20 protein-coding genes and 1 pseudogene are annotated in these 16914 nt (G+C 32.3%); 3 read left to right on the top strand and 18 right to left on the bottom strand.

All coding sequences use genetic code 11. From position 1 onward, the window contains the following. Positions 1-2 precede the first annotated feature (2 nt). The 10 genes from T367_RS0114665 to T367_RS0114620 all read right to left on the bottom strand — a co-directional run bounded on the left by T367_RS0114665 (position 3) and on the right by T367_RS0114620 (position 7716). Positions 3-533 (bottom strand): hypothetical protein, encoded by a 531-nt coding sequence (locus tag T367_RS0114665; RefSeq protein WP_027420525.1) that lies wholly within the window; start codon positions 531-533, stop codon positions 3-5. Between the two features lie 85 nt (positions 534-618). Continuing rightward, positions 619-1101 (bottom strand): hypothetical protein, encoded by a 483-nt coding sequence (locus T367_RS0114660; RefSeq protein ID WP_157454248.1) that lies wholly within the window; start codon positions 1099-1101, stop codon positions 619-621. A 215-nt stretch (positions 1102-1316) separates the two neighbouring features. Next, complete coding sequence (locus tag T367_RS0114655; protein WP_027420523.1) at positions 1317-1964, bottom strand: class I SAM-dependent methyltransferase; 648 nt, start codon at positions 1962-1964, stop codon at positions 1317-1319. A gap of 75 nt (positions 1965-2039) precedes the next feature. Beyond that, positions 2040-3032 carry an alpha/beta hydrolase gene (locus T367_RS0114650; RefSeq protein ID WP_084274443.1) on the bottom strand — a complete coding sequence of 331 codons (993 nt, stop codon included), beginning with the start codon at positions 3030-3032 and terminating at the stop codon, positions 2040-2042. Positions 3033-3374: 342 nt separating this feature from the next. Beyond that, the gene (locus tag T367_RS0114645; RefSeq protein WP_027420521.1) at positions 3375-4091 is read right to left on the bottom strand and encodes a hypothetical protein; all 717 of its coding nucleotides are present in this window, start codon (positions 4089-4091) and stop codon (positions 3375-3377) included. A 120-nt stretch (positions 4092-4211) separates the two neighbouring features. After that, the gene (locus T367_RS0114640) at positions 4212-4565 is read right to left on the bottom strand and encodes a DoxX family protein (protein WP_027420520.1); all 354 of its coding nucleotides are present in this window, start codon (positions 4563-4565) and stop codon (positions 4212-4214) included. A 5-nt stretch (positions 4566-4570) separates the two neighbouring features. After that, positions 4571-5023: an SRPBCC domain-containing protein gene (locus T367_RS0114635; protein ID WP_027420519.1), complete on the bottom strand. Its 453-nt coding sequence runs from the start codon at positions 5021-5023 to the stop codon at positions 4571-4573. Beyond that, positions 5020-5346 carry an ArsR/SmtB family transcription factor gene (locus tag T367_RS0114630; protein ID WP_027420518.1) on the bottom strand — a complete coding sequence of 109 codons (327 nt, stop codon included), beginning with the start codon at positions 5344-5346 and terminating at the stop codon, positions 5020-5022. The genes T367_RS0114635 and T367_RS0114630 overlap by 4 nt, the downstream gene beginning before the upstream one ends. Positions 5347-5576: 230 nt before the next feature. Next, a complete protein-coding gene (locus T367_RS0114625) occupies positions 5577-6413 on the bottom strand; it encodes an alpha/beta fold hydrolase (protein WP_027420517.1) in 837 nt (278 codons plus the stop codon). A gap of 19 nt (positions 6414-6432) precedes the next feature. Continuing rightward, positions 6433-7716 (bottom strand): acetyl-CoA C-acyltransferase, encoded by a 1284-nt coding sequence (locus T367_RS0114620; RefSeq protein WP_027420516.1) that lies wholly within the window; start codon positions 7714-7716, stop codon positions 6433-6435. Between the two features lie 107 nt (positions 7717-7823). Between T367_RS0114620 and T367_RS22565 the strand changes: the two genes are divergently transcribed. Beyond that, positions 7824-8270 (top strand): winged helix-turn-helix transcriptional regulator, encoded by a 447-nt coding sequence (locus T367_RS22565; protein ID WP_051568578.1) that lies wholly within the window; start codon positions 7824-7826, stop codon positions 8268-8270. 540 nt (positions 8271-8810) lie between these two features. Here the strand turns inward: T367_RS22565 and T367_RS22560 are convergent. The 8 genes from T367_RS22560 to T367_RS0114575 form a co-directional block, all read right to left on the bottom strand. Next, the gene (locus tag T367_RS22560) at positions 8811-9998 is read right to left on the bottom strand and encodes a nitrilase-related carbon-nitrogen hydrolase (protein ID WP_211252715.1); all 1188 of its coding nucleotides are present in this window, start codon (positions 9996-9998) and stop codon (positions 8811-8813) included. Between the two features lie 82 nt (positions 9999-10080). Continuing rightward, on the bottom strand, positions 10081-10656 hold the full coding sequence (locus T367_RS0114605; protein WP_027420515.1) for a Crp/Fnr family transcriptional regulator: 576 nt from the start codon (positions 10654-10656) through the stop codon (positions 10081-10083). 215 nt (positions 10657-10871) lie between these two features. Then, entirely contained in the window at positions 10872-11789 is a 918-nt protein-coding gene (locus T367_RS0114600; protein WP_027420514.1) for a M28 family peptidase, read from the bottom strand. 498 nt (positions 11790-12287) lie between these two features. Further along, a complete protein-coding gene (locus tag T367_RS0114595; protein WP_027420513.1) occupies positions 12288-12914 on the bottom strand; it encodes a hypothetical protein in 627 nt (208 codons plus the stop codon). A 164-nt stretch (positions 12915-13078) separates the two neighbouring features. After that, positions 13079-13906 carry an oxidoreductase gene (locus tag T367_RS0114590; RefSeq protein WP_027420512.1) on the bottom strand — a complete coding sequence of 276 codons (828 nt, stop codon included), beginning with the start codon at positions 13904-13906 and terminating at the stop codon, positions 13079-13081. A 4-nt stretch (positions 13907-13910) separates the two neighbouring features. Continuing rightward, on the bottom strand, positions 13911-14300 hold the full coding sequence (locus T367_RS0114585) for a hypothetical protein (protein ID WP_027420511.1): 390 nt from the start codon (positions 14298-14300) through the stop codon (positions 13911-13913). 89 nt (positions 14301-14389) lie between these two features. Further along, a complete protein-coding gene (locus T367_RS0114580; RefSeq protein ID WP_245593060.1) occupies positions 14390-15046 on the bottom strand; it encodes a Crp/Fnr family transcriptional regulator in 657 nt (218 codons plus the stop codon). An 86-nt stretch (positions 15047-15132) separates the two neighbouring features. Further along, a complete protein-coding gene (locus tag T367_RS0114575) occupies positions 15133-15951 on the bottom strand; it encodes an SDR family oxidoreductase (RefSeq protein WP_027420509.1) in 819 nt (272 codons plus the stop codon). 123 nt (positions 15952-16074) lie between these two features. Here T367_RS0114575 and T367_RS0114570 point away from each other — a divergent pair, with 123 nt between their 5' ends. Beyond that, complete coding sequence (locus tag T367_RS0114570) at positions 16075-16467, top strand: winged helix-turn-helix transcriptional regulator (protein WP_051568575.1); 393 nt, start codon at positions 16075-16077, stop codon at positions 16465-16467. Between the two features lie 241 nt (positions 16468-16708). Next, positions 16709-16914 (top strand): annotated as a pseudogene (locus T367_RS25180) (IS1182 family transposase); the annotation flags it as partial.

The raw sequence follows: 16914 nt of genomic DNA, 5'->3' as shown, positions 1-16914 counted from the left end.
ATTTAAACGAAAATGTGATTTCCATTTTCATCTTTATTTAATTCATCAGGCTTATTATTAAAATATAAAGCAAAAGAAAGGACCATAATTGATACTGAAAAAAAGATGGTTAAGAATAGATCAGGACCTTCGTCCATTTTTCCAATTGAATTTACAAAACTTAACATGGTAAATACCGCAATAAACTTATACAACTGAATCCGAAACTTCAAAACGATTAAAAAGAATACAATATTTAAGATGGGGGTTATCAAAACGAATAAAAACGGCCATAAATTCCCGCTATTAATTGACAAGTTAATTGTAGCTATTACTTTTAATACAATCGTTAACCCAATTAATATTAAGAGTATTGTATTCCAAATACGAATTTTATTTCGGGCTACTTTTTTTAAACGCTCTGATAACAAAAGGGCTATTTCGTCCTTATCTATATGTTTTTTAATAAGTATATTATAAATTTCTTGGTCATCTTTCCCTCCCCCTCTTTCTTCTGAAATAATTCTTTTTAGCTCTTTTTTTTCTAAAAACATATTCGTTATTTGTTAACCCAAAGCCCGATTGCAAGTTAGCGGTAAATTTGGCTAACCATGTGTTTCGCTTATTTCTGGTATTTATTCATTTTGAATTAGGTACTCTATCGGGCAATTTTTGTTGTAATTTCAATAATTCACTTTCATTTCCGTTAAAAGGAATCTCTTGTTTTTTCCCATCTAGTATATTGATGATTAAATAACTTTGTTCAGATGGAAAAAGCAACTCCCAAAATAGTCTCTGGCTGAGTTCCCATGAATCATATATCTTCTTGTCATAAAAAGATGATTGAATATTTTTTAATTCAATTACATATTCGTTATTAACTGTATTCAATAACGCTTTCCGCTGAACCTTTAATTGGGTTGTAGTTAATTCAAGTATAGTTTGTCCGTAAACAACGTATTCTAGCAGTGCTAAAAAACAGCAAGCACCAGCAAGAATCATGTAAGTTGAATTGTTATTTAACAGCCATATAATAGAGAAAATGATTGCTAAAGTCAAGACAAAAGTAATTTTAAAACTCCTTCTACTTTTTGAATGAATGATCATACTTTTTTTGGTCATACTAAATTCTGCTAGCGGCTGAATAAAATTAGGCATTTCTTCCTTAACAGAAAGCTTGGCAGAAAATTAATAACGAATCCCGTATCAGATCAGGCCAGGCAGATCAATTTTATTCGTTGGAAGTGTTTCGCTTTGATGTATCCAAAGTTATTTCATTTCATATTTAGATTGGTAAACCTAGTCCCTGTTCGGTGACTGATGTTTTGACATGTTTTTCATATCTCAACCATCTTCTTGACCACCATATAATAGCTGGAAGCTCCTTTAAATATATTTTCTGTATGAATGGTCTGAAAGTTTCCATTTGCCATTAAATTTTCTAATTCAGATTTTTTAAGTCTTCTGATAGGAATAGGAATTATGCCAATTTTACACAATACCTGAACAAGCAGAATTTGAATTCTTATTAAAAAGGACATTTTGTCGCGTAAGCACGGTGTTATAGATATAAATAAGCCCTCAGGTTTTAATAATTCATGTATTCTTTGCATAACAATCTGAGGGGAAGAAACTGTATGCAACATATTGAATGCTAAAACAGTATCAAAAGACTCCTTGCTGAATCGTTTATCAAAAATATCTGTTTCTTCGAAATTTATATTTTTCACTTGATTAGAAATGGCTTTCTCTTTTGCAATTTCAATCATTTTGGATGAGATATCTATTGCATGAATTTCTTTCACGTGATTGGCAATTTCACAGGATGTTGTACCAGTTCCACATCCATAATCCAAAACAATATTACTGCTCTTGAGAAATTTTTTAGTGTTTTCTCTAGACTTGCTATGAATATATTCAAAACGCTCTTCGGTTTTATCATAGTTTTTTGAAGCATTATCCCAGAACTTCTTCGATTTATTCATGCTTTCTATCATTTTTAATTTAGTCTAACCAGTTGTTTTAATGCTGCTTTTGAATTATTAGCATCTATTTTATTGTCAATCGTTAATGAGTGATATGATTTGTGAGGTTGCGACTTGTGCTTCTTTTAATTTATTTAATAGAATCCAGACATGAAACATCTTAGGATACTCAAAGTAATTTATAGAAACACCAGATTTATCAGCATTCTCTTTTAATTTCCTAGCATCCGCTAAAAGTAAGTCATGCGTTCCGACAAAAATCGAAATTTGTGGTAAGTCTGCTAGGTCACCATAGATGGGGCTTACTTTATAATTATCTAGTTTAGTTTGACCTGCATATCCTATGCCAGCCATTTGAAGCCCTTTTATTCCTAGTATTTTATCCTTTTTATCAACGGCTAAAATATCAGGATTGTTCATGGATACATCTAACCATGGAGCGAGTAATATTAATTGCGAAGGTTGATTTTTGTTCTCATTGCGCAGAAACATTGAAAACCCTAGTGCCAAGCCTCCACCTGCTGATTCTCCCATCAGAATTATATTTTCCGGACGATGTCTTGTGATTAGTTCTTCATAGATTTCAGCTACGAATTCATACACCTGATCGCAATTAGCATCAGGCGCTAAGGGATAATCGGGCATTACCACAGTTGCATTCGTTTCCTGGATTAATCTTTCAGCAAACGACCAATTGTATTTGGAAATATTCCAATAATATGCTCCGCCATGCAAATAAAGAATAACCTTTTCAGATACTTTATTTCTTGGCTTTACGGTCCAAATCTTTCTCCCTTTTTTTGTAGTCTCAATTACATCAAAGTTTGTTTTTATGGACTTAGGTAGCTCAGCAGGCTTTTGATCTACCTCATTTTTATTGATTTTTTTCTCGATAAGGTTTTTAGCACCAAAAATGGCTGCTGCTTTTTGAATAAACTGAGACTTGAGGCTTACTTTTTTAGAATGAATGTAGATTTGAGAAGAATCGCTGATTTGTTGTGATCTGATCTGAGAATATGAGCTTATACCCATTGTTAAAATGATGAGTGATGAAATAAAAATTCGCATATTTTTTTGAGTTGCATTTTGCTTTAAAATGTACAAAAGTAATTACTTCAAGATTTTTTATCATTCACTAAAGTTAATGTAAGCATTATTTTTTTCTGGTTAACTCACCTTTTACGCATCCTACTCAAACATTACGGTTTCATACCTAAATAACTGGAAATTTGTTGATGAGGATACTATCAAAAAGATCAGACTTTATAGCAATTAGATTCAAGTATCTTTCTCCAGGAGAGGCAGAGATAAATTGACTCCTTTCTTCTTTAATTGAGAGGTTGACTGAAGGTTAATCCCGCATCAGTCCGGTCCAAGCTGGACAAATTTTATTTGTTATTAGCATTTGATTTAATTTTCTATAATAGTTGGCTTATACTTTGGTAAGCTGACGCCAGAAGAAGTTTTTTTAAGGTATTCAGAATTACTTTCTATTTTTATTTCTCTACCATCTGGCATTAAAACAATAAACTTTTCGAACAGGATTGGCGTACCAATTTTCGATTTTATTATTTCCGAAATCAACTCCTCCGTTAATATTGCGTTCTTTCCAATGTATAATTCATTACCTACTTTAATTTCCCAATGTATTACTTTCATGTGACGGAGACAATGGTTATTAAGGAGAGTTTGAAGCCAATGAGGATATGTAACTTTCAAAAAGCGAAAGAAGAAAAGTGAACTATCCTGTAAATTATTTAAATCTTCCAATAAATTAAAATTTGAACCCAACCTGATTTCCGGAGTGGGTAATCTAATTATATGAAATATGAATGAGGCATCAATTATCGTATCGGTACCGATTAGTCCCATAACAGTGACTCTACAGTGCCCATCTAATATTCTTGGAATTAAATAACCTGAATACACATTCGTTCCTTTAAAATCACAATTCTCGGAATACAACCACGTCGAATCAAAATCTTGAGATCCTCGAAATTCTACATGATTTTCAATATTCCAAAGCAAAACATTTGTCCTTGACTGAGAAATAATTGCCAATCCTTCATCTGTTTGTCCAAAAACAATTACAACCTGAAATAAAAATATAGTTATTAAAACTCTCATCTATAAATACTGTTCTAGTTTATGTGTAATAGCATGTCGAATAGGAAGAGTACAACACACTTTCCACAGAAATGCCGCCTTATCACAATTCATTAGTGCTTAAATATTAGCAACAATTATTTACTTCTTTTTCCAAAAAATGTAAGAAGTTGTTATTAATACCAAAGCCAACAGTGGAGAAATATAGTCAGGAACTGGAGCATTTATTTCTGCTAAAAAAGCCAATAAAAAAAGAAAGAAAAAACCGCTATATGCCCATTCTTTCAAAACTTCAGTTTTATTTGTCCATATGGCGATTAACCCTAAAGTTTTTGCCGTCATTAATGGAATTATCAAATAAACAGGAAATCCTATTTCTGAAAATCTTTTTGCAAATTCAGTATTGAATAAACTGTTGCCAATTGTTGCCAACATCATTAATGTAAGCAAACTGGTTGAAACGTAGTAAACGTTTTTTTTTGTCCTTGATTTCATTTAAGTTAATTGAATGTTTCTAAAAGCTTTACTAATCTTTCTAAAGCTGAACCCCAACCGTTATAGAATCCCATTTCTTCTTGTTGTTTGCAATATTCAGGTGTTGCGTGAACAACACTAAAAGTAAACTTGGTTGAATCTCCATCTGCTTCAAAGTAGGTTTGTAGTTCTACGTTTTCGGTCATAGGTTTAAAGTCCGCAGAAGTAATTATTTTCTTAAATTCTTCAATTTCTTTATATGTTCCTTCCGATATAAATTCGTTTCCGTCAGGCATTGGCATTGAATATTTCCATTTTCCTCCGACTTTAAAATCGTGCTGAATTACTTTAATTTCCATTCCACTTGGAGCCCACCATTTTAGAATGTGTTCAGCTTGTGTCCAAGCATCCCAAACTAATTGTACAGGTGCATTAAGTGTTTTCTTTATTGTTAACGTTCTGCTTGCTAAATCGCTCATTTTTTATCGTTTTTTGTTTGTATTTGATTAATGTAGTTTTCAAAGGAGTCAATTCTATCTTCCCATAATTTATTGTACTGTTTTATCCACAAAAAAGCAGGGATTAGATTCTGTGGTTGAATTAAACATAAACGCTCTCTGCCAATTTGGTTAAAATCGATTATTCCGCATTCGTGTAAAATTTTTAAATGTTTGGAAATTGCAGGTCTACTGATTTCAAACTTTTCTGCAACTTCATTTACGCTTAAAGTTTCAGTAGCAAGCAATTCAATAATGTCTCGCCTAACCGGATCCGCAATTGCTTGAAAAACATCTCTTCTCATAATAAGTGTAACTATTCGGTTACAAATATAAATGTAATCATTCGGTTACGCAAATTATTATAGCAAAATTAACTACAATACTCTGTGGATGTTCAACAGAGTTCTTATTGAACTGCTTTTCGATTTATACGATACTTTATTTGATTAAATAGCGGTTCAAGTTAGAACTCAAACCGCTATTGATAAACCGCTGCGTTGTATGCCGCTTTTTAATCCAATGAATCAATATCTTAAAGCTTAGCTAAAAATCTTTCAACCAATCCGCCAAAGTCATCTGGTAGTTGATGATGAAAACCATGGGCAGCATTTGAATACAAAATCAATTGACTATTCGGTATTTGTTGGTAAAGTAAAAAAGAATTTTTACCAGAGAAAGCGATATCTTCTTTGGCCCCAGCAATTAGTACTGGATGAGCAATAGATTTTATTTTTTCGTAATAATTTTTTTCACTAAAAAAGTAATTTTTAGTAGCTGTTCCTTGGGCTATCCATGTTTCCGGTTGTGTTGGTATAACCTTAGAAACATACTTACTAATGCGTGAAAGGGATTCATTAGCCGCATTTAAACCTTTTTGATCATCTGTAAAAAAGACGGTTTGATGATGTTCAGGTTTCATGTCATAAACTTTAGTTGCAACATCTAAAAAGCGTTCAGTTGGATATTCAGTATTTTCACTAGCACCTAAACCAGTTCCCACTAGAACTGCTTTCTCTACAATTTCTGGGTAATTTAAAACAAAAGCTTGGACGACCAATCCTCCCATACTCCAACCAAGTACATTTACTTTGTCAAATCCCAAATGAGTAATTAAATCGGAAGCGATTTCAGCCATGCCTTCTATAGAATTTGGACTTGTACCTGAAGAGTTTCCGACACCTAAATTATCAAACACAATAACTTTGTTTTTTTTGGCAAGCCTTGCTATAAATGCAGGATCCCAATCATTTATTGTTCCACGAAAGCGATTAAAAAGAACCAGTGGTTTTCCGTCTCCAATAATTCGGTGAGCTATATTCTCATTTTTAATGTTGGCGAATTTTATTTCACTATTTATTACTTCGTTCATATTTCTTTTTTTGATTTAACTATTTATCTAATATTAGCGCAACCCCATTTCCTCTTGCCGCGCAAATTGAAATTAATCCGGAACCTTTGCCTTCTTGACTCAAAAGTTTTGCAAGAGTTGCAATTATTCTTGCACCTGTTGCTGCAAATGGGTGACCTGTAGCCAAACTACTGCCAACTACGTTAAGTTTTGAAGAATCTACTGACCCTTTGATGGAATCCAAATTGTACTTGCTCCAAAAAGAATCGTCTGCTCCTTTGTTGTTTAAAATTTTTACAGTTGTTAAAGCCTGAGCTGCAAATGCTTCGTGAATTTCAATAAAGGAAAACGAATCCAAATCTCTATTGCTCTGTTTCAATACTTTTTGAATCGCAAGAACAGGGGCTAAAAGCAGGTTTTGTTTATTGTTGACATACTCAATACCAGCCGTTGCAGCAAAACTTAAGAAAGCTAAAATTGGATAATTGTGTTCTTTTGCCCATTCTTCTGAAGCCAGAAAGATACCTGCAGCTCCGTCTGAAAAAGGAGTTGAATTGGCCGCAGTTAAACTGCCAGAAGTCAGATCAAAAGCAGGATTTAAGGATTTCATTTTATCTAAAGAAGGATTCTTTCTTAATATTGAATCTTCCTGAATGTGCTCCATAGGAATGATCATATCTGCTATAAATCCACTTTGATATGCCCTTGCAAGTTTTTTGTGACTTTCATAAGCAAAATTGTCTTGTTCTTCACGATTTATATGATAGTATTTAGCCATAATCTCTGCATGTTCTCCCATTGAAAGTCCCGTTTCTGGTTCATTATTATTAGGAATTTCAGGCAACATCAATTTCCAATTATTTGCATTTTCTTTAGTGTAATCCGATAAGCTCAACTGTTGATTTAAAAACGCTTTCCGAAACAATTCATTTGATACAATTGGTGAGTCACTTGCACTATCTACTCCACATGCTATACCATTTTCTATTTGACCTAATGCTATTTTATTTGCAATAATTATAGCTGCTTCTGCTGAAGTAGCACATGCTTTTTGAATATCAAATGCAGGAGTTAAGGGATGGATGTCCGTTTTAAGTAAAGATTCTCTTACTAAATTTCCCTGATTACTGTGCTTGATAACAGCTCCACCTACAACTTCTCCTAAAATTTTATCTTTTAGCTTATACTTACTACTTAACGATTGAAGAGTTGTAGTTAAGAGTTCGTCTGCCGAATGGCCTTTTAAATAGGTGTTCGCCTTACTAAACGGAGTTCTACTATATCCAATAATAGCTACTCTTTTTATTGAATTACTTGTATTCATTTTTATTTTTTTTGTAACTAATTCATGATTAATTCATACCTTAGTTCTATATTAGAACCCAAATGTACATATATAAGTTCTAAAACAGAACCTAGACGATAAAAAAAATGAAAAAATTTCCAAAAACTGAAACAAATAGATTCAATTGTCCAATCCAATTAACAGCTGACTTATTAGGTGAAAGATGGGTGTTATTAATTATTAGAGAGCTTTTTTTAGGCCATTCCAAATTCAGTGAATTTCAGGAAAATCTAAAAATTTCTAAGTCAGTTTTGACCAGTAAATTAAAAATAATGGAGCATTCGAATTTGATCGAGAAAAAGGAATATCAGGAAGACAATAAGCGGGCTCGAAATGAATATTTTCTGACAGACAAAGGAGTAGACTTAATGAACGTAATGGGCGCTGTTTTAGCTTGGGGCAACTCAAATTTGGTAGATAAAAAAGAACCATTTCTCAAAATAGTTGATAAAAACGGAGCGCCAGTAAAAATGACATTTGTAAATAACGAAGGGAGTTCACTCAATATTAATGATTTGCAATTCGTTTTATAACAAACGCATAATTATCCTGTTTCTAAGGTACGTTGTTTGTTAAGATACGACGATTAGTATAAAAATAATAGCGGATTCTAAAGTTCTTACATTTCAGTTTTCCACCAAACTTTACGTAAAGATAAAAACTTTGAACTTTGCATTAAACCGCTATTATTTTATACACTGTAGTAGAACGTTTTAATTACTGTTCTTCATAAACATTTCAATTTCTTGAATTGTCTCTTTTGTTTTTTCTTTTTGGACAAAATGGATGTACCTACCATCATCTTATTTACAGCATTCAACCTTTTATTGCCTTAGTTGATTCTTGGCACACTAAGATTACTATTATAAATAGTATCAAAAAACTAAAACATAGATAAATAAATAAATCTCCAATTATTGAATATAACGTGTTAATTCCTTTTGCTTGTATATTGGCTATCATTACTTTATTGTTGTGGTCAAAACTGCTCGATTGACTTATCATTTCTCCATATGGTGAAATGATTGCAGAAAGTCCAAATCTGGTTGAGCGGATTATTGAGTGCCCTTGCTCTATTGCTCTAAAAGCTGACATTCTTGTATGTATGGGTCTATTCCACGCCAATCCGATGATGGTACTGCAACAATATCAGCTTTTAATTTTCCAAATTCTTGAGCGATATATGGAAAATCATAATCGTAGCAAATTGCTCCGCCAATTTTACTTTCAGATACCTGAACTGTCTGAAAAGGCTTTGTTCCTTGAATGGCAGGTTCTCCAGGAACAGGTTGATGTTTTAGATACGAATATACAATTTCTCCTTTTTCGTTAATTAATACAAACTTATTTTCATATTTAAAAGGCTTTTTAGAGATAGGTAATACATAAGATGCAACTATTGAAATATTTTTGTTTTTTGCAATTGCTTTTATTGAGTTTTGTATATCTTTTTCATTACTTGTATTTGTGAAAAATGAAGCTTCATTCCAAACCACTATTTTAGCACCAAAATCACCTGCTTTTTCCGTTTTTTTGAATAACTCAGATATTACTTTATCGTTGCTGTCTTTGGTTGGTAAAGGCAAACCACTAACTGTTGAACTTGTTCCTACTGTTGCAACAGTCATTGTTTTAACTCCTTTTGATTTTTCTATGTTAATACGAAGTGCACCAAAAATAATTACAATAATTAGAATTGACAGTGGCATATATAATGATAACAAATTTGCTTTTTTACTTGAAATTAATTGAGCAATTGAAACATTTACCCAATAGATTAAGAAACTTAATCCTGCCATTCCAAACACAGAAACAAATTGCATAATATTTATACTATTAGATTGTGAATATGCCATAATACCCCAACTTGCAAAAGGTGTAAAGGTATATTGTACCCATTCCATTATTATCAGAGTTGTTGGAAATAGCAGTATTGACCATTTATGATTTTTAAATTTATCCCAAATCAAATAAGCAGGTAAATGGAACAGACTTATTGGAATAGAAAAAAGGAAAACCATTAAATAGGGTATTGGAGGGGTAATAATTTTCAGAATCACAACTGACCACCCAATAATTAAAGCAAAAACAAAAAGTAACCTTGATTTCCAACCTTTTGTATTACTTAGATATAATATAAATGGTACCACAGAAAACCACGCAAAAAAGTCAACACCAAATGACATATGTGTCATTGAAATAGTTGCTATTCCAATGAGTAAAAACCAAAATGGTTTCAAATTTTTAATAGATAAATTCATTTCTTTTATTTTTAATCGTTTAAATTTTTAACAAAATTAGATTGATTAAAAATGTTCTCCATTAACATTTGATAAAAAGCAATTAGCTCATCAAATCTTTTCGTAATCTACTTAATGAAATATTTGTAATTCCTAAATATGAGGCAATATCGGTGTGTGGAATAAGATTTTCTAAAAGGCGGTATTTATTTCGAAATTCAATTAATCTTTCCTTGGCAGTAAGAGATGCTAATCCTATTTCTTTATCAACTTTTGAGATAAGTTCATTTTGTAGAACAGTATTTGCAAAATTTCTAATTTCGATATTCTCGATCATTAAATTTTCAAATTCTTTGGCATTCATCCAAGCTAATTCTAAATTAGTCAATGCCTTGAAATATAGATTTGAAATATTGTTAGGGGTTCTTGTTTGATGAGGTGATAAGATACTGTTCTCCGTGAATAACGATATAGTAATATCATCTCCATCTGGATTTACTAAATAGCTTTTACAAACCCCACTTAGGATAAAATATTCCTTTTCATTTCGTTTGTTTCTTTGTATAAATATTTCTCCGTTTTCGAAAGTTTCAAATTCCAGCAAAGTCTCTATTTCCTGAAATGATTTTTCAGATATTGGAAAAATTCCGTTTATAATATTTTTTACTTTCTTCTTCACGATATTTGTTTTGTTGTGCTTGCAAGTAACTTTTATGTATGTTTTTAAGGACGATTTAAAAGTACTTATTTTCGTTTAACTATTTAGCCAAAGCTTGGGGTTTAACTTTTTCTGCTGATAAACGTCAAAACAAAGTTTTGGCGGAGTTTATTAAATGCCTTTCTGTTTCAGTTTGATGCGAACTGCCTTATAAAATATAAATGATGTTGGCCGTTTTATTTCAATACAATTAATGTGTTATATACTGATTCTATTACTTTACTCATTCTTAATAAGTCTAATGTCTCTATTGTGTCAGTGTCTTCGTGATAGTTTTTATTTCGGTAAAACGCGGTATCAGTAATCATTAGCCCACTAAATCCAAACTTCCAATAATTTAAATGGTCAGAAAAATCAATACCTGGAAGTTTAGCAGGGGCAACAAACTTTTTGGTCTTTATTAACTTATTTCTTTTAAATTTTTTGCTGAATTTCCTTGAGAATTTCCCTTTTGAAAATTTATTAACAAGGGTAATGTAGTTGCCTTTATTACCATAAATAAGCGATAGAAAACCAATGGGGTAATCTTGAGATTTTTTTGTATCATCAAAATAGCCTATCATTTCTAAACAGAACATTCCGTAAACGTCAGTTTTATTTTCGTATAGTGATTTTGCGTGAATATAACTCCCCATACTTTTTGTTCTAAAATAAGGAGGCTCCTCTAAGGTGTATGCAACCATTTCTATTCTATGTTTTAGAGGTTTGTCTTTTAGAAGTTTTGCTAATTCTAATAATCCAACAACTCCACTAGCGTTATCATCAGCTCCATCTTGATTACCACAAACATCATAATGAGCACCAACCACAATTGTTTTAGTATTCTGAATTCCAAATACACACACTACATTTTTATATTCTATATTGTTTATTATATAAGATTGGTAATATACGCTATCAGCATATTTTGTAAAATCTTTAAATATGTAGTCCGCAACATAATTGAGTGATTCGATATTTCTATGATTTCGCGGTTTTTCTGTATTAACTATATTATTTAAATGCTTTCTGATACTAAGCGTATCTATTTTATTTGCCCTTAATCCACTTGTGAACAGCGTGATTAAGATAAGAATTAAAGTATATTTTCTCATTGTTAATTTAGAAACCGATTACTACTACCGTTAAAATAAAATTAGTCTTTTTTTCGTTAACCGAAAACTTGGCTGAAGTCTAAGTCGAGACAAGGTGATATTTATTTTATCTTGAACGAATCCTCCCTTACGGTCGGAAGCTTTTGATGCTAAAATAATACAATTCTTACTTTTAAAAGAACTAAAAATTTTGATTATGTTTAAAACCATTCTTGATGTTGACATAAGTGATGAGTAAGGATTTGACATTGTTAGTTAAGCACTTAAGGAAAGTTTTGCTATTAATGGTAAAGCCTCAATCAATCCCAAATCAACAACAAACATATCGTTTTACCCATAGTGACTGAAAATGGCTCCCACCTGTGCTGAGCATTTGTCGAAGTAAACGGATCCGCCAACACAATATTCAGTGGACCACTAAGTTTATCGAGGTACTGACCTAGCGTCTCTCCTATATCTTCAGCGGCCTTGCAGATCGGTTCGCCGAATACTCCTTAGTTATTGTAACCCGTCTTGTTTGGTCAGTGTGTAATTTAGTCCGCTTATCCAAATCAGAACAGTAGTGAACGTAATTTTTTGAATAAATGGCAAATAATCAATTCCATTTCCACTGTAATAGATATAGTTATTTAGTCCTAAAAGTATTACGCAAACTATTCCACCAATTTTAAAGACATTTAAGTGGCTCGTATACACTTCCCAGATGATTCCGATTCCCACAAAAACACCAAATATGCTCGAAATTATTGTCATTAAATCGTGATATTTAGTGAAGATTAAAATGGCAAAAGCCATAGTCAAAATTCCGAATATTTTGATTGCAGGTTTCCAAAATCGGTTTTTTGCGAATTTTTGAGCGAATTGAACAAAAAACAATGCCAAACTAGTACACAGAATAACCATTGCAGTAATTGCATAAGTTCTTGCAGGATTTATTTGTCCGTTCATTCCATTTTCGTTCATTAAATTACACCAGTAGTTATTAATCCAGTCAAATCCTACTGAGTTTGGATTCGCTTGCGATCCACCGGGATATAAATTTGCAGAATAAACATAAAGTCCGACAAACATTAAAATTCCTATTGTCGGTAAAATTCCAGTTATATTTCTATCCTTACCCTTCAAGGGAAAGTGATTTTTTTAATACATTACAACCGTTAGTATAAGAAACGTAGCGGATTTATAAGTACTAACCTTTCGGAAAGCAATATACTTAATTAAACGCAAAAGCGGTTCAGGATTGTAACTGAACCGCTATTTTTTTTATATATGTTGTAGTGGCACGTTTTCTATTCGTACACAGCATTTTCGGCCACTTTTCTGTTGGTTTCCAAGTCCGATTTTACACTTTCCAATTTCATTCCGATTGTCATAAGTGCAACTTTTCCAAGTGGTAAACGAAGTGTAGGATTTTCTGAATTAACCAAATCAATAATAGCTTTAGATGCTTTTATTGGGTCGCCTTCTTGTTTTCCGTCCACGCTTTTTAATTTGGTTCTAAAAGCTCCCGCGGTTTCAGAATAGTCTTCAATTTCGTTTTTGGCAAGTCCAAATCCATTTCCTGCGAATTTTGTTCGGAATGGTCCTGGTTCAACTATTGAAACCATAATTCCGAGTGGTGCAACTTCTTGTGCCAATGCTTCACTAAATCCCTCAACGGCAAACTTACTCGCATTATAAATTCCAAATCCAGCAAACGCTTTAATTCCTCCGTGTGATGAAATTTGTACAATATTTCCACTTTTTGTGTTACGCATAAAAGGTAAAACTGTTTGTGTGATTTTTAAAGTACCAAAAAAATTAGCCTCAAAAACGTCTTTAACTTCTTTCATAGAGGTTTCCTCTACTGCTCCTGCAAAACCAATACCTGCGTTGTTGACTAAAACATCAATTTTTCCGAATTCCGAAATGATTTTTGAAACACTTTTTTCGATGTCTTGTTCGTTGGTAATATCTAAAAGTATAGAATGTGCTTTACCAGTATATTTAGTATTAAATTCATTTACTTGTGATTGATGTCTAAATGTTCCGATCACAAAATCTCCACTTTCAATCACAGACTCTGCAAGTGCTTTGCCTAATCCGCTTGAAATTCCCGTTATAAACCAATTCTTCATATACTTACTTTACAAATAATTTATAATGCGGTGTTGGATTCAAAGGGCAAGAATAAACGTATTCACCATCTTCAAGTTCAACAACTCCAGTATATTGGACTTCTCCCTTTTTTACATAGGCAGTTGTGAACGAATTTGGTATTGCCGTTTTCATTACATCAACATCTTTATCCTCTTCTTTTTGAATTGCAAAACCTAAATCTTTGTCTACATTTTTGTTTACTACTCGAAATTGATACTTTCCAGCGGTCAAGTTAAGTTCTTGGGTCTCAAATTTCCCCTCTGTTTGTATTAGTTCGATAATTGTTACATCTTTTTCCATAGTTTGTGCTTTTACATTTTGATTGATAAATAGTGCACAAATAATTGTGAGCACCGAAACGACTTTTTTCATTTTTATAAAGTTTTAAATTAACTCTACAAAGATCTTTCAGTTGCTCTTAAATGAAAATGAACTGGATTAGGAAATTATCTTGAACTAGTTCAAGATTTTGTAGTCAGACGTTTTCTTACTTTACTTAAAAACTCTGGTGACATTCCAAGATAGGAAGCTAATGCATATTGAGGTACTCTTTGTATGATTGAGGGATATAGATTAAAGAATTCCAAATACCGTTCTTCGGCTGACTTACCTAGATTAGATAGAACTCTTCGTTGAGAAAAGGTAAATGACTTTTGAGCAACCAATCTAAAAAAACGTTCGAATTTTGGGTTTTTATCACAAAGACTCTCAACATCTTCGTAAGCAATTTGCTGAACAGTTGAATCTTCCAATGCTTCAACAAATAAAGACGCAGGACTTTGATTTACATAACTATTAAAATCGCTTATAAACCAATCCTCTATGGCAAACTGAATGGTATATTCCATTCCTTCATCATTTACAAAATAACTCCTAAAAGCTCCTTTTAATACATAAGTTTGATGCGAACAAGTAAAATTCGGTTGCACAATAAATTGTCTGCGTTTGATTTTTGTTGTTCTTACTATTGAAATAAATTGTTGTTCGTCTTCCTCATTTAACGGGACGTAGCGCTTAATATTATTCAGTATGTTTTCGTAATTTTTCAATGTTTCTTTTAATGTACCACAACTTCGCTTGTTTGTTGTCGTAGCATCCCGAAGGGTGCTATGCATCATAAACATTGTTGTGTTTTCGTTAGCTCTTCAAAGTAATCATTTTTAAGTTGGAATTGTTTTTCATTAGAAAATAAAAATCCAAAAAATTAACTTATAATCCAATTACTAAGTTTTGTAGTAGGCTTACCTAAAAGCTTATCTGTAAACTTCGAATCACCTTCTTCCCCTGCTTTTTCAAAATATTGAAACATTGGAATGACCTCTTTTAATTCCTTGTTTCTTGTAAGGAAAGCTATCACATTTAAAATTCCAAATGGAGCGGCACTTACCTTTTTTATCTTTGGATGCTTTACTTTGATGTATTTTTCTAAGGCTTGCCTCATTTGGAACGCCTCTGGTCCGTAAGCATAAAATTCTTGATTAAGAGCTTCCGGTATGTTATATGCTGTCGCTAACATTTTTCCAAAATCTTTTGATGAAATCCAATGAAGGTTATTAGGTTGTTTACCCATTATATCGGCTCTTCCATCTCTAACAAACATACTCAAGGTTTCCATAAACCAGGTTGGACGAAAAATCATATAGGGTATACCGCTATTCTTTAAAATTTGTTCTGCATCATACTTACCCTTTATGGGACTAAACCAGCTGTTCTTTTCGCAAACTGATGCTCCACTTACAAAGCTGATTAATTTTACATTATTTGTCTTTGCAAATTCGATAACTCTTTTAACTACAACAGCTTCATCCACTCCAGTAATGGTTATGTGAATAGCTTCACAATCTTTAACTGCTGCGCTCAACTCCTTATCATTCATAACATCTCCTTTAAGCACTTCATGATTAGGATAATTACTAGCTTCTATCGATCTAGAAAAAAGTCGAAGTTGGTGACCTGCATTGGCAAGCTCAATTATAGTCTCTTGTGCAACCATTCCTGTTGCTCCTATGATTAATGTTTTCATATTGTATTTTAAAGTAGGTTTATTGAGTATGAAACACAAAGGTCGTAAATCAGGTTGAATAAATATACTAAGTATACAAAATATATCAGTATACTTTTGTATACTTGCAGAAAATAAAGGCTTATGAAAGATATATCAATAGAGCAAGCGATTAAGGATGAACAAATTAATTTAAAGGATATAAAATCCTGTCCTGTTCAATTTGTATTAGCTGTAAATGATGCTTTAAATGTCTTAACGGGGAAATGGAAATTGCCCATTATTGGAGCTCTTTTATTTAAATCAATGAGATTCTCGGAAATGAAAAAGACTATTCCGAAAATTACTTCAAGAATGTTATCAAAAGAGCTAAAGGAACTTGAATTGAATGGAGTTGTCAAAAGAGTTGTGGATGACACTACTCCAGTTACGATAACCTACCAATTAACAGACTCTGGTATGTCTTTAAATGGAGTATTGGATAAAATCCTTGAATGGGGATTAGGACATAGAAATGAATTCTTCTCTCAAGCATAGAATTACTCAATGAATATTACCATAACATACATGCTTCCTTATGCTAACGAAACTTCTTGAAGTTAAAATATATCTAGTGTTGAGCTTTTTGAAATGAAGAACAACGGTTGTGCAAATTTGCGTTGCTGTAAGGTACGAAACAGGAATGAAATTTAGATTTTGTGCCTGTTGCACAACTAATCTGTTGATAAATATAATTAATTAGATTTTAAGTAAAAGCCTGAATTTCGTATTTTTAGGTATGCAGGGTAAAAAAACATATCAAGAGAAGTTATTTACTCAGTTTTTGCTGAGTGAACGTGTACCTGAACATAACTTTTATAGACAATTGAAGTCGGTTTTAGACTTAAATTACTTGTATAAGTTAACCAAGCCTTTTTATGGTGAAAGTGGGCAAAAAAGTATTGATCCCGTTGTATTTTTTAAGTTGTGTTTGGTGGGGTATTT

Source organism: Crocinitomix catalasitica ATCC 23190 (genome assembly GCF_000621625.1).
Lineage (GTDB): Bacteria > Bacteroidota > Bacteroidia > Flavobacteriales_D > Crocinitomicaceae > Crocinitomix > Crocinitomix catalasitica.
Note: the sequence above shows the minus strand (reverse complement) of the source record. Positions and strands in the feature narration are given on the sequence as shown.